This is a genomic window from Algoriphagus kandeliae, assembly GCF_004571135.1.
Taxonomy (GTDB): Bacteria; Bacteroidota; Bacteroidia; order Cytophagales; family Cyclobacteriaceae; genus Algoriphagus; species Algoriphagus kandeliae.
This window is the reverse complement of sequence record NZ_SPSB01000003.1, coordinates 548,218-566,725: the sequence shown is the minus strand read 5'-3', so window position 1 is coordinate 566,725 and position 18,508 is coordinate 548,218. Positions and strand designations below refer to the sequence as shown.

Below are 18,508 nucleotides of genomic sequence, written 5' to 3'. Positions count from 1 at the left end.
AATTAGACTTATGAAAAACTCGCATGTTGTCTTAGGAATTTTACTGGGAGTAGGACTATTGACTTCCTGCCAATCAGAGGAGCAAAAAACTTCTCAAGAACGACCCAATATCATTTTCATCATGTCGGACGATCACGCTTATCAGGCTATTTCGGCCTACAGTGATCATTTGATTGAAACTCCAAATATTGATCGGATTGCTAAAATGGGAATGTTGTTCACTCAAGCATCAGTAACCAATTCCATCTGTGCGCCTAGTCGAGCCACCATTTTAACAGGAAAGCACAGTCACCTCAATGGAAAAATCGATAACCATTTTCCTTTTGATACGACCAATGTGACCTTTCCTCAACTTTTTCAGGATGCAGGTTATCAGACGGCGATGTTTGGAAAGTTGCATTTTGGAAATAATCCAAAAGGCTTTGATCAATTTAAGATCTTACCTGGTCAAGGAGCCTATTACAATCCGGATTTTATCACCAAAAATGAAGGGAATATTAAAGTGGAGGGATATGTGACGGATATCATCACGGATATGACCATTGACTGGCTCCAAAATGAGCGAAAGAAAGAAGATCCCTTTTTGCTATTTTATCTACATAAAGCCCCTCATCGATCTTGGTTGATGGCAGAGCGGCACTTGGAGGAATTTACCAACAAAACATTCCCTGAGCCAGCGACATTGTTTGATGATTATTCGGGAAGAACTTCTCCAGCAGCAGAAGCTGAAATGAGTATTCTTCATCACATGAGTTGGGCTGGAGATCATAAGATTTCTCCGGAGGTGATGGATGAAATTGGCTTGGAGGAAATAGGGTATGATAAGCCTCGGTTTAATTATTCCTTTGAGCGCTTTACTCCTGAGCAAAGGGAAAGTTTTGAACGGGTATATGGCAAAATTGCAGAAGAGCTAAAAGTAAAATATCCGAGCATGACCGAGGAAGATTTGATGCGTTGGAAATATCAGCGATACATGCAGGATTACCTCGGTACAATTAAGTCAGTGGATGAAAATGTCGGTCGCCTATTGGATTATTTGGAAGCCAATGATATGATGGAAAATACCATCATCGTTTATACCTCCGATCAAGGCTTTTATTTAGGAGAGCATGGTTGGTTCGACAAGCGATTTGTTTATGATGAATCCTTCAAAACCCCGCTTTTAGTGGCTTGGCCTGGAAGGGTGGAAGCAGGTAGCCGTTCAGATGCTTTGGTACAAAACCTAGATTTTGCTCAGACATTTTTGGATGCTGCGGGAATTCCTGCTCCTAATGATATGCAAGGAGAGAGCATGATCCCGATTCTTACTGGAAATGAAGAGGAGTGGACCCGTGATGCTGTTTATTATCACTACTATGAGTACCCTGCCGAGCATATGGTCAATCGCCACTATGCGATCGTGACGGATGAGTACAAATTGATCCATTACTACTATGTAGTGGATGAATGGGAACTCATTGATCGTAAAAAAGATCCGATGGAGTTGAAAAATGTCTATGACGATCCTGCTTATGCTGAAATCCGGGAAGATTTGCACAAGCGATTGGAAGAGCTCCGTGTCAAATACAAAGACAATAATGAGCTCAGTCAGAAGTACATTGACCAGTTATTGGAAGATGCAGAAGAAGGAAAAGTATTTGGGATCAATAAGGAGCGAGTAGAGCAAATCAAAGCTAGGCGAAAAGAAATAGAGGCTCGCTTAGAAGACTAAGCGAGTTATTCTCTGAGCTTTATTTTAGAAATCAAGCTTATTTCACTCCCAGCATCCTGAAAGGAAGGGCGAAAATATTTCTTATTAGGTCAAATGAGATATCCACCGCTAAGCCTAGTAGCCTAAAAGGAAGTAAAATCAACCAAACGATAGGGTAGAGGATTAATGCTATGATGGCGATTGGCCAGCAAAGAACCAGCAGAATCAGCCAAAGTAGGAAATTGATCATGCTATTTTCAAATCAAGATAAATGCCATCTTGATAAGTGGTTGATTTTGTGTAATTTGAATTTTGTTTTAAACAAAATCATGTCCGATTTCGAGCAGTGAATTGCTCGATTTTTAGATTAGCAATCAATTGAGAATTCAAAGTGCATCTAAGATTTTTGAGAAAACCGGTGCGACAGCACCTCCTCTCCAAACTTGGGAATAATTAGCTGCCATGTACAAATCTTTTTCAGGAATGTACAGAACTTGAGTTCCCCAAAAACCGGTATGGGTATAGGCCATCATTCCATTGATTTTTACCCGATACATCCCCATTTGGTAATCCATTCTTGCAGGTTTTTCATATTCCACCGGCTCAAGCATAATTTCCAGTGTTTTTGGATTATCAAAGATTTGATTGTTGAAAAGAGCTTTGAAAAAAGCTATCAGTTCGGGTGTAGTTGAAAGAAAACCTCCCCCTCCATAATAGTCCATGGTAGGGCTAAAACCATAGGTGTCCATTCCTTGTAAATACTGATGAATACGGAGCGAGTCTGTTGTTGGGTCCTTTCGTTCAAAATCAGTTCGGAATAATTGTAGTTTTTCCAAGCCTAATAACACCTTAATTCCTTCATCTAAATCTTTTTGCGTGTACTTTTCAATAATTTCTCCCAAAAGAATATAGCCTGTATCTGAATAGCTGAACTGCTCTCCGGGAGGACCAATTGGTTCCCCTTTCTCAACACCTAATTGAATTTGTTCGGTTCGAGTCCATTCATGTTTGGGATCTTTTAAAACAGTATCAAAAAATTCAGGGGCATTCGTATGATCAAAAAATCCAGCAGCATGTCTCAAAACCTGCCGAATTGTAATTTGATTCATGGGATAGTCTTCGGATAAAATTCTGGTATGTTCTTCACTGATATGACTGGCAAGAAGATCCTCCAATTGGAGGGAATCCATTTCCATCAGTCGAAGTATACTAGCTGCCACAAAAGTTTTGGTAACCGAAGCGATTCGAAATGTATGCTCACTGCTGAGTGGTTTTTTTGTTTCTTTATCGGTAAGCCCGGCAGCCCCGGACCAAGAAATTTTCCCATCTTCCGATAAAATACTGAAGGAGATCCCCGGCATATTATCTTGAATTTCTCCTTCCAGAATTTCTTGAAATCCTTGACCATTTCCGCGGAAGGAAAGGCTGAGAATCAAGCCTATGATTAACCAAAGCTTTTTCATTATCCCTTTCTTTTTATTTGAATAAAATCACTCAATCTCTTCATCGCGACTTTCAATTCCTCATGGCTCAAACTCGTGATAACAATCCGATACCAACCTTTTTCAGAATGACCAAATCCATTGGTTGGAGTAATCAGGATTCCGGTTTTCTCGTAGATCTCAAGCCAAAGTTTTTCTTCTCCTTTTAAACTTTTCTCTTCCAAGAATTCTGATAAATCCATCCAAACAAACAGACTTCCTCGGGAGGGGTTGAAGGGGATGTTGAGTTTTTTCAGAGTCTGGGTTACGATTAAATAAGACTCTGTCAGCTTTTGCTGAAAGCTTTCGAAAAAGGTCTTTAGAAAACCATGATCAAGCAAAACCTCCTGAATCACCCATTGGGTATAATTGGAGATGGAATGCCCCAAACCAGCATTCCGATAAGCTTGAATTAAATCTTCATTATGAGAATGGAGCAAACCAATTCGAAATCCGGAAATCCCAAAATCTTTGGAAAAGGAATACCAAAAATGAAGAAATGGGCTTTGATATTCAGACATAATTTTTCCAAATGAAACGAAAGGAGAAGCTTGAGGATAGAATGCCTTAAGATTTGGATTTTGAATATCCAATTGGGATAGACCATAGATCTCATTTACAATCAAATGAATTTGATTTTGAATACACCAATCAGCGATTTTTCTCAGTAAACTTTCCGAATAAATTCTTCCAGTGGGATTATCAGGTTGGGTCAAAATCAACATTCGGAAATTACTTCCGTTCGCTTCTATTTTTTCCTTGGCTTCTTGTAAGAGTTGCAGGTCAAATTGATATTCTGAATTTATTGGTTTTGAAGGAACCTGAAGATCGAATCGCTTTACTTCGGGTAAGGTACCGATATCACCTGAATACACCGGATAGCTAGGAGCTGGAATGACCGCAGTGTCGCCTGGATTGGCCAACAGAAAACTAGTCATCTCGATTGTAGAAGTAGCACCTCCTGAAAAGGCCAAACTATCTGGGTTGACAGGAACATGCATCAAAAACTTGGATAAAAATTCGGCAGTCGCTTCCCTAAAACTTGGCGCACCTGCAGGGTCTGTATAGCTTGCTACCCATTCGGGGATAGTATTTTCTCGGGTTACTTTTTGAATCCTATCTCGAAGCATTTCCCAACACAAGTGGTTTTCTGCCACATTCATAGGCAAGGCCCCGCTTGGATTGGTTTCGGGATGGTATAAATTTTCCATCGCCTCGTAATATATTTCAAGATCTATTCGCATGGGGCTTTTGGAAGCAGCAGCCCCTTTTTTAGATAGGAATGATAAGTTTGACATGATTAAATGATAAGCCGATCATTGAAATTAAAGGATCGGTCAGTAAAAGGATAATTCAATATTATTTTTTTGATGAAAGGGGGAAATTGGTAAATCTTTCAAAATCAGTTTTTTGAATTTTTCGAAAATCAATGACTTGAATTCGTATCTTTTTTGAATGATTTTATCGAAGATCTCGAATGATTTATAGATTTGATAATTAGACGAATTTATCCCTTATGAAAAAATTAGCCCTACTCCGATACATTTTCCTTTTTGTACAGGTTTGTTTTCTGGCTCAAATTTCTAATGCCCAAACAAGGCATTGGTCCGAAGATGGGAATTCTTATTTCATCGCTGAGAAAAACAGTATTCTCAAATTCAGTCTTCCTGAAAACTCACCTTCAACTTTTGTTCCTTCGGAGTGGCTTCAAACTCCAGATAATTCGACTCTGACGATTCGGGATTTTTCTTTTTCTGAGGATGGAAAGAAAGTGTTGATTTATACCAATACGAAGCGGGTTTGGAGATTAGACACCCAAGGAGATTATTGGGTCTTGGATTTGGAAACCAAGAAATTACAGCAAGCAGGGAAGGGGCTTCCTGAGTCTTCTTTGCGCTTTGCGAAGCTTTCCCCTGATGTTACTCGAATCGCTTATGTAAGTGAGTTTAATCTTTATGTGGAGAATTTGGCTACAGGGGAAATAACGCAATTGACGCATGATGGAAATCGGAAATTGATCAATGGAACATTTGATTGGGCATATGAGGAAGAGTTTGCCTGTCGAGATGGTTTTCAATGGAGCCCAGATGGAGAGAAAATTTCCTTTTGGCAAATCGATGCCAATCAGATTCGCGATTTCTACATGATCAATAATATTGATTCAGTCTACTCACAGATCATTCCTGTGGAATATCCGAAAGTGGGTCAGTCTCCTTCTCCTGCAAAAATCGGGGTGATTGATCTAAATGATAAAGGAATTACTTGGCTCAACATTCCCGGAGACCCGCAGCAACATTATTTGCCGCGAATGGAATGGAATAACCCGGATTTACTCTTAGTTCAGCAACTGAACCGGAAGCAAAATCACTCTAAAATTTATGCTGTAGATGTGCCAAACAATCTGGCAAAAGTCATTTTCGAAGAGCAGGATGAAGCTTGGATTGATGTTCTTTCCAACTGGGAAAATGTTTACGCCTTAACGTATAGACATGAGTTAAAATGGATCAACGATGGGAAGGAGTTTTTGTGGTTTAGTGAAAAAGACGGATGGCGACACCTTTACAGAATTGGTTTGGATGGAAAGTCAACTGAGATTACAACAGGTGACTATGATGTAATCAATTTGCTTCATTTCGATGAAAAAGGAAACCGAATCTACTTCCATGCTTCTCCTGAAAATGCTACTCAAAAATACCTGTATTCTACTAGTATAGATGGCAAAGGCGAGGCAGAATTGCTTTCTCCTTCTGATTTGAAAGGAACGCACAATTATGAAATTTCTCCTTCTGGGATGTATGCCTTTCACCAATTCCAAAACCATTTTACAAGACCATCTTCGGAGTGGATTAGTTTGCCAAATCACCAACCTTTGGACCCTTCCCGAAGTATCGAGAAAAATCTCTCTGCAAATCAACGAGAAAGTCAGCTTGAGTTTTTCAAAGTCAAAACCGCTGATGGAGCCGAAATGGACGGCTGGATGGTCAAGCCGAATGATTTTGATCCCAGCAAAAAGTACCCAGTGGTGTTCTATGTCTACACCGAACCTTGGGGAGCGAATGTGAAAGACACCTACGGGGTTGGAAGAAATAGATTGTATGAGGGCGATATGGCGGAAGATGGCTATATCTATGTTTCAATTGATAATCGTGGAACTCCAGCTCCAAAAGGACGGGCTTGGAGAAAAAGCATTTATCGAAAAATCGGTCGATTGAATATTTCAGACCAAGCTGAGGCAGCAAAGCAAATTTTGGAATGGGACTTTGTAGATCCTGATAGAGTGGCTGTTTGGGGATGGTCCGGGGGAGGTTCAGCGACCTTGAATTTACTTTTCCAATTTCCTGAAATTTATAAGACTGGAATCTCTATTGCAGCCGTTGCCAATCAGCTGACCTATGACAATATCTATCAGGAACGATATATGGGTTTGCCTCAGGAAAACCTGGAAGATTTCATTGCAGGTTCACCGATTACACACGCAAAAAATCTACAAGGAAACCTGCTATATATTCATGGTACGACAGATGATAATGTGCATTACGCCAACGCAGATATGCTTGTCAATGAGCTGATTAAGCACGGAAAACTTTTCCAATTTATGCCATATCCAAACCGATCTCATTCGATTTCTGAAGGAGAAGGAACCAATATGCATTTACGAAAATTGTACACCGATTATTTGAAAAAGCATTGTCCTCCGGGTGCGAAATAATTTTATTTAGGAATTAGGAATTAGGAATTAGGAATTAGGAATTAGGAATTAGGAATTAGGAATTATTTATGCTGGTAGGGATAAAAAAGGCGATTTTAAGCTGCTTGGTTGTTTTCTTTCTAGTGACAACAAATGAAGTTTTTTCACAGGAAAATTTTACCCGGGCCGATACGCTTCGAGGAAGTATCACTCCTGAGCGGGCTTGGTGGGATTTGAATTATTATCACTTGTCTGTGGAGGTTTTTCCCGAAAGTAAATCCATCCAAGGAAAGAACCTGGTCAGATACAAAGTCAAAGAAGCCGGAAAAGTACTGCAGATTGACCTTCAAGAACCTCTTGAGATTACTTCAGTAATGCAGGATGGTGAACAGCTTTCTTTTGAGCGAGATGGTGCAGCGCATTTTATTTCTTTGAAAAAAGAACAAAAGCCAGGTGAATTCCAAGAAATAGAAATCCAATACGAAGGTCAGCCCAAAGAAGCAATTCGTCCACCTTGGGATGGAGGGATTACCTGGACCAAGGATTCCAATGGAAAGCAATTTATCGCCTCCTCCAATCAGGGCATAGGTTCCAGTATTTGGTGGCCAAGTAAAGATCATCCTGCTGATGAAGTAGATAGCATGCTGATTTCTGTTACCGTTCCCAAGGACTTAATGGATGTGTCCAATGGTCGACTTCGAGGGATTGAAGAAAATTCTGATACTAGAACTTTTCACTGGTTTGTTTCCAATCCTATCAATGACTACGGAGTGAATATCAACATCGGGGATTATGTTCATTTCGGTGAGGAATATGAAGGGGAGAAGGGAACTTTGACCATGGATTATTATGTGCTTCGGGAAAACCTAAAAAAGGCTGAAAAGCAGTTTCAGGATGCTCGAAGAATGATTGAGGCTTTTGAGCATTGGTTTGGTCCTTATCCATTTTATGAAGATGGATTCAAGCTGGTGGAAGCTCCCTATTTAGGAATGGAGCATCAAAGTTCGGTGACCTATGGCAATGGTTATCAAAATGGCTATCGAGGAACAGATTTGAGCGGGACAGGCTGGGGAATGAAGTTTGATTTTATCATTATTCATGAGTCAGGACATGAGTGGTTTGCCAATAATATCACCTACCGCGATGTGGCCGATATGTGGATTCATGAAAGCTTTACGAATTATTCTGAAAGTCTATTTTTGGAGTATTTCTATGGTAAAGAAGCCGGGCAGGAATATGTTCGGGGAACAAGAGCCCGTATTCAAAATGATCGCCCCATCATTGGAACTTACGGAGTAAATAGTCGAGGTTCCGGGGATATGTACTACAAGGGTGGGAATATGCTCAAGACTCTTCGGGAAATAATTCAGGATGATGAAAAATGGAGATCCATTTTGCGAGGTCTAAACAAAGAGTTTTATCATCAGACAGTATCAACTCGACAAGTTGAAAATTATATTTCTCAGCAAGCTGGAATTGATTTGAAGCCCTTCTTTGATCAGTATCTTCGGGAGACTAGCATCCCAACTTTGGAATACTATTTTTCAAGAGATAATACCCTGCATTACCGCTGGATGAACTGTATTTCCTCCTTTGATATGCCGGTGGATGTCACAGTTGGAGATAAAAAAATCCGGCTTTATCCTACCACTGATTGGCAGGAACAAACCGGATTAAAAGGACAGAATTTAGAGATTAATCCTAATTTCTATGTTTCGCTATTGCGGATGAATTAGGAGACGAGTAATTATTTTTCTTCAAACTGAAAGATAGACTCGATCGGCAGGCCAAAGAGTTTGGCCATTTTAAAGGCCGTTGGCAAACTTGGATCAAATTTTTGCTTTTCAATTGCATTGATCGTCTGTCGGGATACGCCAATGAATTCCGCCAATTCCTCTTGCGTCATCCCTTTTTGTTCTCGGAGGTCTCGGATCTTATTTTTCATTTGAATCGACGTGTGTTAATTAATACCGCAGTGAGGTAACAAAGGCCCGTAAACATCACCAAAAAGCCGATTTCTGCATCAAAAGAAATCAAGTCTTTTTGGTCTAATAGGGAAAAGGTCAGGCCCACTACGACCGTAAGGCCAAGAGTAATACCCATAGATTCTAAATGGATTTTTCGCTCCAATTCATCAAAATGATTGAATAAATCACGGTTAGCCAAAATCATTAATATCCCATTGGCCAAGTTTACTATGATGGCAAAAGGCGTAAGAAATGAGTGTTTATCCCAAATGAACTCCGGGCCGAATGTTGCAATCGCCATAGTGGCTACCCAAGTCCATGTCCAGGCAGCTAGCTTTCTAATTCGTTTTGTTCGTTCCAATTTCATGTTTTCCATAATTCGTTATGTAAAGTTGACTTTACAAATGTAAATAAGATTTTACATATGTCAAGTTTTATTTACATTATTTTTCAAAACATGAAGAATTGAGATGGATTACTATTTCAATTTGGGATTACTTTTTAAAGCTTATTAATTGGAAGAAGGGTTTATCAAGCGTGCAACCATGATTCCTGATTGGCTTCGATTAGCAGCAAGATAATCATGTAGCGGCTTTTCGGAGATCTCCACTTCTTTGTTTGCCGAACTAGCATGCATCAGATGTATGCGTCCGTTTTGTTCCACGGCAAATCCTACATGAACCATATCCAAATTGGAAAGGGAAGTGGTGATAGCAATCAAATCCCCGGATTGAATTTTACTTTCTAACTGACTGATTTGGTCTTTTGGAATGAAATAATACTCACGAAGTCCAATTCCTGCCTCGATATTTTGCAACTGCTCGACATATTCCCGATTACTTAATTGAGGATAGAATTGCGGATTTTCAGACATAAAAGTTGGCTTGTTAGGGTAGGGGCTTCCTCCGATAGCTTGGCTCATATCCTGAAGCATCCCCTTTTGTTGATTGACATAAATCCAATCTGAAAAATAGTGCAATCTGCTAGGGTAGCCTTCGTTTTTACCATCGCGATAACGGACTTTTTCAAGTTCATTTTCGAAAGCCTCAAAAGTAGCTTCTCCCATTTTAGCAATCTTTGCCAATGTTACAACGGTTTCCAAATAAGTCGTACAATCCACCCCCTGTAAGTCTATGACTAATTGCTCTGGACCAGGAATTTCCAAGGTTTTTTCAACATAAGGGGTTCCTTGAAAACTCTTCCCAATCTCAACTACCAATTCATTGATGCTGAGCTTTTCAGAATCCAAATCTTTCAGAAGGTCTAAAGCTATTTCTAAACGTTCCCGACTTTCCGCAGAGCATACAGTTTGGGCATTCAATGGAATGCCAATAAAAAGAAATAGAATCAAAGTGTAGATAGGCTTCATGAAAATTGGGAGAGCAAATATTCATTAAAGCTATAAAAAGAAAAGCTGAATCCGAATTCTTAATCTTTAAGGCTTAAAATATTCAGCGGCAGTTTGTAGCCAAATTCTACGATCCAGCCATTTAATGAGGTCTGAGTTTCAAATTCGCCGGATTGAATTCCGTCTTCCCATTGATAGGTTATTGTTCGAAGTGTAGAGGGAACAGAAAGAACATGGCTTGCTTGTATCGATAAAAAAGAGGATTTAAAAGCTAAAATCTCAGCATGAATACCAATTTTGAAAAAGGACTTGAATTTGGGTTCATTTACAGTGAAATCAATGGACACGCCCTCTATGCTCCCAGAACCATAATACGGAAACCTTCGGTTGGGATCAGGTCTATCGGAAGAAAATAGAATTAGATTGCTTATGGCATGAGCTCCTATTCTTAGCCTCTGTTGATTGTTTAATGGAATGGAATAGCGAAAACCTAAAGGTAAAAAGATGGAATTATGATTCGATTTAGTAATTATCGATTTCTCAGACTGTCCTAATTGATACTCCAATTCAGAGTTATGCCAGATGAAACCAAGGCCTGTTTCCATTGAAATATTTCCAATTCTGTAGCCCAAATTTCCCTGAACTATTCCATCCATTTCTCCTGATATTGGCAAGTATAAGTTATTTCCTTCTGTAGTAAGATGCCTACGCAAGCCTCCCTGAAAAAGTAAATAATTGCCATCCTGGCCGCTTCGTTCTTGTCGAAGTTTTTTCTTTTCGAAACTGCTCAAATTACTCTCAGTGTATACTGCGTGATCTTTTTCTTGAGCAAAGAGCAGATTGCTAAAAAAACAAATACAAATGCTGAATAATACCTTTCTCATAGTTATGGTTTTTTTCAATAAACGAATAACTATGTTAAAAAATATATTAAAAAAAATATTTTTTCTTCCTATTTGAAATAATTCTTTAATAGTTTTCTTTTTTAAAAAAATCTTCCAAATAAAAGACGAATTTTTTTTTTGTTAAAAAACAAAATTGAGAATCAAATAGAACAATGATGGGCACAACAAACAGCCTACACCAGTATAAAAGGTAGCAGTCACTGCTCCATAAGGAACAAGGCTAGGATCGGTGGCGGCTAGTCCGGCTGCTACCCCGCTGGATGTTCCCATCATGCCTCCAAATGCCATGGCTGATTCAGGACTTTTTAAACCAATTCTTTTGGCAGCAATGGGTGTAAAGATAGTCACGGCTATGGTCTTGACTACCCCTATAGCAATGCTCAAGGCGATCACCTCGGAGGAAGCTCCAACGGCAGCTCCCGTTATCGGCCCTACGATGTAAGTGCATGCTCCCGCTCCAATTGTACATAGGCTTGCTGCATCCCGAAATCCCCAAGCGAAGGCAAGTAAAACCCCAATAATGAAGAACAGTACAATCCCTACCAAAAGTGAAATCAAGCCCAGCCAACCCGCCTTTCGGATCAATTCCAGATTAGCCCCCAAGGCAGTGGCCACGATGGTAAAGTCTCGAAACATGGAACCTCCAAGCAATCCAATTCCTGCAAATAGTGAGATTCCTGCTATGCCTTTTTCTCCATCTGACCAAAGTCCTCCTAAATATCCCAAAAGCAAACCTAGAAAAATTGCAATTGCAGAACCGGGTATCTTGGACCGGAAGATAGTTTTGGAAAGAAGCTCTCCTATCAGGAAGATGATTCCGACACATAAAAAGCCAAAAATCAGCCCGTTTTTCTCGATCAATCCAATCAGATTATCCATGATGTTTAGGATTGAATTTTTTCATAATCCAGGGGAAGGCAAGAAAACTAGCCAATACAGGGATAATACCAGCAACCAATGCTAAACTTCCCGAGGAAACTGCTGATTTGACATTGAGGCTGGCTGCCATAGCGATGACTACCGGGATATACATTTTACTCCAAAAAGCAATTCCTCCCGTCATTTCGCTGGTCATTTGTTTCTTCTGAACCAACCATTCTTTTCCAAGCATCAGGAATATCATCGCAAATCCTACTCCTCCCACATTGGCTTGGATTCCCAACCAGTCCCCCAATAGTGAGCCCATCCATTGACCCAACAGAAAAGAAATCGCCAAAAGCGCTACGCCGTAGATGGTCATGGGTTAGAATAGTTTTTTGAGTTCATTTTTAGTCACTTTTCCCAAGGCGTTGCGGGGTAATTCCTCCAAAAAAAGAAACTCTTTAGGGATTTTATAGGATGGCAATTCCGTTTTGAGCCAAGTTTTTAAAGCTTGGATTTCAATTTCCTGATTTGGTACTATTGCAGCCACAACTTTTTCTCCCCACTCCTCATCAGGAATACCTACGACCCCACAATCCTTGACCGCTTCATGGGTTCTGATTTTTTCTTCAATTTCCAGAGCTGAGATTTTGTAGCCACCGGATTTGATGATGTCCACCGAATCTCTTCCTAGGATTCGAAAGTATCCATCCTCAACAAGAGCGATATCTCCGGTTTTGAACCACCCATCAGCTGTGAAGGCTTTGGCAGTAGCTTCAGGTTTTTCCCAATATTCAGAAAACACATTTTCCCCTTTCACCTGTATTTCTCCCGCTTGACCAACAGGTACTTCCTGTCCATTTTCATCACAAAGCCTAATTGAGACTCCGGGTAGCGGTTGACCGATGTGACCGGGTCTTCGCTCTCCTTCATAGGGATTGCTTATAGCCATCCCTATCTCGGTCATTCCATATCGCTCCAGTAAGGTATGTCCGGAAATACTTTTCCATTTTTCCATGACAGATACCGGTAATGCAGCCGACCCGGAAACCATAAATCTAAATTTCTTCAAAGCATTTCGAATCTCGTCCTGCTTGGATTCTGGAAGTGTTTCATAGTATGCAATCAACTTAAAATAGATGGTTGGAACTGCCATGAAAACATTTACCTCGCCCTCACAGAAAATTTCAAAAACCCGTGCTGCATCAAAATTGGGTAAAAACTGAACCGTTGCTCCAGACCACAAAGCACAGGAATTCACATTGATGATTCCGTGCACATGGTGAAGAGGAAGAATGGATAAGATGTGGTCATTTTCTGACCAGTGCCACGCTTCCACCAAACTTTTGATTTGAGCAGTAATCGTGGAATGTGTACTCAAGACACCTTTTGGCAAACTGGTTGTACCGCTGGTATACAAAATCATGGCACCCCGATCTGGATTTACATCCGGTAAAGAACTTGAAGAATTATTTTCCAGATCATTGGTGGAAAGATAAGCGAGGCTCTGACTGTCTCGGTAAGGAGAAAGGAGATCTTCAAATTCAGGAGAGACGATCAAGAAACTGGCTTGAGTATCTTCGATGACATATTGCAAGGAGGGGAAAGGGTAGGAAGTACAAAGTGGTACGGCGATTCCACCCGCTCTCCATATTCCCCATTGAATTGCCAAATAATCAAATGAGGGAGGTATAATGAAGGCCACTCGCTGACTTTGTAGATCGGATTTATTTCCAAGTAGAGTATGAGCAATTTGCTCGCTTCGGTCTAAAAGGTCTCGGTAGCTAAAACGTTTTCCCTGATCCACCACGGCTGTTCGGGGCAAAAATTGGGAGGCGCGTTCAATCAATTCAATCATAAATTGGAATAGGTTTAAGCAGCTTTCAAGATAGTCCTTTGAAGCCAAAAAGGGAGAGTTACTGCTTGTAATTTTTGGCAGGGGAAATATTTAGGGGTAAGTTGACCGTCCAAAAAGCAATATTTTTTCTTCAATATCCTTTCTATGAGCTCAACTCAAAAGAAAAATGCGCTCTTAACAGGAGTCTCCCTTTTGTTAATGGCTGGACTGGCAGGCTATTCCTATGGCTTTGTTTATCAGCAACTTGTAATTACTGGAGATGAAGTGCAAACGGTCCAAAATATCCGAAACTCATTGGATCAATTCCATTATGGAATTGCCGGTTGGGTAGGAATTCTTATCCTAGATATTATGGTTGCCTTCGGCTTTTTTCGAATCTTTCAATCTCAAAATTTCAGATTGTCATTAGCTTCAGCCATCCTTAGGATTGCTTATTGCCTTTTTTTGGTGTTTGCTATAAACCAACTCAAACATGCTGCACAAGCTATTTCTGTCACTTCCTCGGGAGGAGATGTTATGGCTTTTCTTGCTGAATTTGAAAAATATTGGTCACAAGGTTTGATTGTGTTTGGTCTTCATTTGATCGGGATAGGGATCTTGAGTTGGCAAAGCACCTTTATCCCCAAGATTTTGGCCGGTCTTGCCACTTTTGCAGGCTTTTGTTACTTCGTAATTCACGGAACGAGGGCTTTGTTCCCAAGTTGGGACTCAGTATTAAATGAAGCCGAAATGTATCTGGCACTTCCGATGGGTTTAGGCGAAATAGCCTTAGCAATCTGGCTAATCGTAGTAGCCTTGAAATCAAAGTAGATTCAGAATGAAAATTATCAAGGGAATAGGATTTGGACTTTTAGGATTTGTAGCCTTGGTGCTACTTGTTTTAGCGATAATACTAATTATTGATTCTAATAAAACATCCTACCTCAAAGTGAATCGAGTAGCGGAAGCTGAAGAAGATTCTTATTTAATCCAGAATGTCCATGTGATTCCGATGACAAAAGATACAATCCTGATGGATCGCGATGTCCGAATAGAAGGAGGAATAATCTCTGAAATCGGTCAAAACTTGGATTCAGAAGGATTACCGATGATGGATGCTCAAGGAGCTTATCTTTCTCCGGGGCTAATGGATATGCATGTGCATGTTTGGGATGAGTATGAGTTGGGTTTGTATTTGGCGAATGGGGTGACAGCTGTGCGAAATTTATGGGGACTCCCCATGCATCTTCGCATGAAGGATAATTTGGCAAAAGGCAAACTTTTGGCTCCTGCTTTTTTTACTTCTGGTCCTAAACTGAGTGGTCCCGACTATCCGGGTGATGATAATCTGCAGCTTCAAAGCCCTGAAGAAGCCAAGGAAAAAATCATTTCCTACAAGGAGCGAGGGTATGATTTTATCAAAACTTACAATGGACTTACTGAGGAGCTTTTTGATGCCATTTTGGAACAGGCGGCTGAAAGTGAAATGGATTTAGTCTCTCACCCTTCGGCTTTGGTTCCTTACAGCTACCATTTCAGAAATCAAATCAAGACCATAGAGCATGTGGAGGATATAGTGCAGCAACCATTGGAATTTCAATTGGATACTGCCAAACTTCAGGATGTTATTGATTTATATGTCTCTCATCCCCAATCAGCTTTATGTCCAACCGCTGTGGTTTTCTATAATATTTACAGACTACTTACAGAGGATGATATTTTAAATCAGGAAGAGTTGGCCGCTATTAATCCTCTGATTCGGGACGTAGATAGCCAAGCTCAATTTGATCGATGGCAGGGGACGAAAACTTCTGACCCTAAGGTGGAAGATCGTATAAAAAACCAGCATGATTTTCATCTTACCATCATTCAAAAACTGCATGAAAATGGGGCGAATATTGTCTGCGGAACCGATGCAGGAATTGGTGTGACTCTACCGGGCTATTCGATTCATCAGGAATTGAATTTTTATCAGCAGGCGGGTATGAGTGCTTTTGAAGCATTAAAAACCGCTACCGCTAATCCGGCAAAGGTTCATGATTTTTTAAGTCAAATGGGAACAATAGAAGAAGGAAAGTTGGCGAATTTTGTCTTGACTGATTCCAATCCTTTGGAAGATTTGGCCGTGCTACAAAAACCAAAAGTCGTGGCTGTCAAAGGCAGAAAAATAAATCGAGAGACTTTAGACGAGTTTGAAAATCGAGCCAAAACCCGAAAAAATTTCATCGCCTCCGGACTGCGCTATGCCGAGTATTTATTGGTAGAGAGGTAAGGATTTCAAAAATAAAAAGAGGCTGTCTCAAAAGTCCTCTGTGTCAAATTGAGCACATGCCTAGCCGGTAGGCAGGAAGTCGAAAGATAATTCTAATCGCTAGGATTAGCCTTCGACTCCGCTCAGGCTGACAATAGAACGCTTTTGCGACAGCCTATTTTAAATATGATTTGGAATTTTATTTCTGATAAGTCAAATCAAATCGATCTAGGTTCATCACCTTTGTCCAAGCATTTACAAAGTCATGGACGAATTTTTCTTCATTATCGAACTGTCCATAAACCTCAGCTAATGCTCTCAATTCAGAGTTGGAACCGAAAATCAAGTCTGCACGAGTAGCTGTGTATTTCACTTCACCAGTTTTTCTGTCACGACCTTCAAAGATTTCTTTGGTATCGTCTACAGCCTTCCATTCAGTGCTCATATCCAATAAGTTCACAAAGAAATCATTGGTCAACTGATCCTGCTTGTCGGTGAAAATTCCATGATTGGAACCGTCATAATTTGCATGAAGTGCTCGCATTCCACCTACCAAAACTGTCATTTCAGGAGCAGTTAATCTCAATAGCTGGGCTTTGTCAACCAGCAATTCCTCAGTGGAAAGGGTGTATTGAGTTTTCAGGTAGTTTCTGAAACCATCAGCCATTGGCTCTAGCAAGTTGAAAGATTGAACATCCGTTTGCTCCTGCAATGCATCCATTCTACCTGGAGTAAATTCAACTTCTACATCTGTATATCCAGCATTGTGAGCTGCTTTTTCTACGGCGGCAGTTCCGGCAAGAACGATCAAGTCTGCCATAGAGACTTTTTTATTTCCAGACTGAGCGCTGTTGAATTTGGTTTGGATTCCTTCCAATACACCAAGAACCTTATTCAATTGAGCGGGATTATTTACTTCCCAATTTCGCTGAGGAGCAAGCATGATTCTGGCACCATTAGCACCACCTCTACGATCAGAGTGTCTGTAGGTAGAAGCTGAGGCCCAAGCCGTGGTCACTAATTCAGAAATGCTCAAACCAGAATTTAGTATTTCTGATTTTAGCTTTTCAATATCCTGAGCATTTACCACTTCATGGTTCAAAGCAGGAATTGGATCTTGCCAGATCAAATCTTCAGTTGGTGCTTCGGGACCTAAGTAAGTTGTTTTTGGTCCCATGTCTCGGTGAGTCAATTTGAACCAAGCTTTTGCAAATGCCTTGTTGAACTCCTCGGGATTTTCGTAGAATCTTCTTGAGATTTTTTCGTAAACCGGATCAAATCTCATAGAAAGGTCAGTAGTCAACATGGTAGGCTTATGCTTTTTGGTAGAGTCAAAAGCATCTGGATACAATACCTCAGGGTTTTTAGCAACCCATTGATGTGCACCTGCCGGGCTTTTGGTTAATTCCCACTCGTTTTCGAATAAGCTCTTGAAGAAACCTTGGCTCCACTCAGTGGGAGTAAGGGTCCAAATTACTTCCAAACCAGACGTGATTGCATCAGCACCTTTTCCGGATTTGTAGGAGCTTTTCCAACCTAAGCCTTGCTCTTCGATAGGAGCTGCTTCAGGCTCCGGACCTACATTGTCAGCAGGACCAGCACCGTGAGTCTTACCCAAAGTGTGACCTCCAGCAATCAATGCAACGGTCTCCTCATCATTCATACCCATTCTTCCGAAAGTCTCACGGATATCATGAGCTGCTAAAACCGGGTCAGGGTTTCCATTTGGTCCTTCTGGGTTTACATAGATCAGACCCATTTGAACAGCTGCCAATGGATTCTCCAATTTTCTGCCTTCGGAATAACGCTTTGAATCATCCAGCCATTTTCCTTCAGCTCCCCAATAAACATCCAATTCAGGTTCGTAAACATCTTCACGACCTCCAGCAAATCCATAGGTTTCAAATCCCATTGATTCCAAAGCAACGTTTCCTGTCAAAACCATCAAGTCAGCCCAAGAGATTTTGTCTCCGTATTTCTGTTTGATAGGCCATAACAAGCGTCGAGCTTTGTCTAGGTTAGCATTGTCAGGCCAGGAGTTCAATGGAGCAAAACGCTGCTGACCAGATCTAGACCCGCCACGACCATCTCCGGATCGGTAGGTGCCGGCACTGTGCCAAGCCATTCGGATAAACAAACCTCCATAGTGTCCAAAATCAGCTGGCCACCAGTCTTGAGAATCTGTCATCAAGGCTCTCAAATCACTTTTCAATGCTTCATATTCCAAGCTGTTGAAGGCCTTGATGTAATCAAAATCAGGGTCCATTGGATTAGATAACTCGGAGTTTTGTCGAAGAATCGAAAGATTCAATTGATTCGGCCACCAATCGGTATTACTGGTAGCTCGCATCGCTGTGCTGCTCTTTTTAGTGGCACCGGTATAGGCATCCACAGGGGCTCCTTCTGTATACTTCTCTTGAGCATTGACAGAAGTAAGTGAACCCAAAATCAACGCTAGTGCAAGGATTCGTTTTAACATG

16 protein-coding genes are annotated in these 18,508 nt (G+C 40.8%); 5 read left to right on the top strand and 11 right to left on the bottom strand.

All coding sequences use genetic code 11. From position 1 onward, the window contains the following. Positions 1-10: 10 nt before the first annotated feature. Positions 11-1,711 (top strand): sulfatase/phosphatase domain-containing protein, encoded by a 1,701-nt coding sequence (locus E4S40_RS11035; protein WP_135073981.1) that lies wholly within the window; start codon positions 11-13, stop codon positions 1,709-1,711. Positions 1,712-1,748: 37 nt separating this feature from the next. Here the strand turns inward: E4S40_RS11035 and E4S40_RS11030 are convergent, their stop codons facing one another. The 3 genes from E4S40_RS11030 to E4S40_RS11020 all read right to left on the bottom strand — a co-directional run bounded on the left by E4S40_RS11030 (position 1,749) and on the right by E4S40_RS11020 (position 4,469). Continuing rightward, a complete protein-coding gene (locus E4S40_RS11030) occupies positions 1,749-1,940 on the bottom strand; it encodes a hypothetical protein (protein ID WP_135073979.1) in 192 nt (63 codons plus the stop codon). Between the two features lie 136 nt (positions 1,941-2,076). Continuing rightward, a complete protein-coding gene (locus E4S40_RS11025; protein ID WP_135073977.1) occupies positions 2,077-3,153 on the bottom strand; it encodes a serine hydrolase domain-containing protein in 1,077 nt (358 codons plus the stop codon). Continuing rightward, the gene (locus E4S40_RS11020; RefSeq protein ID WP_135073975.1) at positions 3,153-4,469 is read right to left on the bottom strand and encodes an aminotransferase class I/II-fold pyridoxal phosphate-dependent enzyme; all 1,317 of its coding nucleotides are present in this window, start codon (positions 4,467-4,469) and stop codon (positions 3,153-3,155) included. The genes E4S40_RS11025 and E4S40_RS11020 overlap by 1 nt, the downstream gene beginning before the upstream one ends. A 218-nt stretch (positions 4,470-4,687) precedes the next feature. On the opposite strand from E4S40_RS11020, the gene E4S40_RS11015 reads away from it, so the two are divergent. Together E4S40_RS11015 and E4S40_RS11010 are read left to right on the top strand one after the other, a co-directional pair. Further along, positions 4,688-6,880 carry a S9 family peptidase gene (locus E4S40_RS11015; protein WP_135073973.1) on the top strand — a complete coding sequence of 731 codons (2,193 nt, stop codon included), beginning with the start codon at positions 4,688-4,690 and terminating at the stop codon, positions 6,878-6,880. A 68-nt stretch (positions 6,881-6,948) separates the two neighbouring features. Beyond that, the gene (locus tag E4S40_RS11010) at positions 6,949-8,595 is read left to right on the top strand and encodes a M1 family metallopeptidase (protein WP_135073971.1); all 1,647 of its coding nucleotides are present in this window, start codon (positions 6,949-6,951) and stop codon (positions 8,593-8,595) included. A gap of 11 nt (positions 8,596-8,606) precedes the next feature. On the opposite strand, the gene E4S40_RS11005 is transcribed toward E4S40_RS11010, so the two are convergent. The 7 genes from E4S40_RS11005 to E4S40_RS10975 all read right to left on the bottom strand — a co-directional run bounded on the left by E4S40_RS11005 (position 8,607) and on the right by E4S40_RS10975 (position 13,798). Further along, positions 8,607-8,804: a helix-turn-helix transcriptional regulator gene (locus E4S40_RS11005; protein ID WP_135073969.1), complete on the bottom strand. Its 198-nt coding sequence runs from the start codon at positions 8,802-8,804 to the stop codon at positions 8,607-8,609. Then, entirely contained in the window at positions 8,801-9,193 is a 393-nt protein-coding gene (locus E4S40_RS11000; protein WP_237563179.1) for a hypothetical protein, read from the bottom strand. The genes E4S40_RS11005 and E4S40_RS11000 overlap by 4 nt, the downstream gene beginning before the upstream one ends. Positions 9,194-9,337: 144 nt before the next feature. Further along, positions 9,338-10,195: an N-acetylmuramoyl-L-alanine amidase-like domain-containing protein gene (locus tag E4S40_RS10995; protein WP_135073965.1), complete on the bottom strand. Its 858-nt coding sequence runs from the start codon at positions 10,193-10,195 to the stop codon at positions 9,338-9,340. 59 nt (positions 10,196-10,254) lie between these two features. Next, positions 10,255-11,058, bottom strand: coding sequence for a hypothetical protein (locus E4S40_RS10990; protein ID WP_135073963.1), 804 nt, complete (start codon positions 11,056-11,058; stop codon positions 10,255-10,257). A 141-nt stretch (positions 11,059-11,199) separates the two neighbouring features. After that, positions 11,200-11,958 (bottom strand): malonate transporter subunit MadM, encoded by a 759-nt coding sequence (madM, locus tag E4S40_RS10985; protein ID WP_135073961.1) that lies wholly within the window; start codon positions 11,956-11,958, stop codon positions 11,200-11,202. Then, positions 11,951-12,319, bottom strand: a complete 369-nt coding sequence (madL, locus tag E4S40_RS10980) for a malonate transporter subunit MadL (RefSeq protein ID WP_135073959.1) — start codon at positions 12,317-12,319, stop codon at positions 11,951-11,953. Before madL ends, madM begins: the two co-directional genes overlap by 8 nt. A gap of 3 nt (positions 12,320-12,322) precedes the next feature. After that, positions 12,323-13,798, bottom strand: a complete 1,476-nt coding sequence (locus tag E4S40_RS10975) for an acyl-CoA synthetase (RefSeq protein ID WP_135073957.1) — start codon at positions 13,796-13,798, stop codon at positions 12,323-12,325. 144 nt (positions 13,799-13,942) lie between these two features. Between E4S40_RS10975 and E4S40_RS10970 the strand changes: the two genes are divergently transcribed. After that, positions 13,943-14,608, top strand: coding sequence for a DUF4386 domain-containing protein (locus E4S40_RS10970; RefSeq protein ID WP_135073955.1), 666 nt, complete (start codon positions 13,943-13,945; stop codon positions 14,606-14,608). Positions 14,609-14,615: 7 nt separating this feature from the next. Next, positions 14,616-16,049 carry an amidohydrolase family protein gene (locus tag E4S40_RS10965; protein ID WP_135073953.1) on the top strand — a complete coding sequence of 478 codons (1,434 nt, stop codon included), beginning with the start codon at positions 14,616-14,618 and terminating at the stop codon, positions 16,047-16,049. Positions 16,050-16,227: 178 nt separating this feature from the next. Here E4S40_RS10965 and katG read toward each other — a convergent pair whose 3' ends face one another. Beyond that, positions 16,228-18,507 carry a catalase/peroxidase HPI gene (gene katG / locus E4S40_RS10960; protein WP_135073951.1) on the bottom strand — a complete coding sequence of 760 codons (2,280 nt, stop codon included), beginning with the start codon at positions 18,505-18,507 and terminating at the stop codon, positions 16,228-16,230. Between the last annotated feature and the right edge of the window lies 1 nt (position 18,508).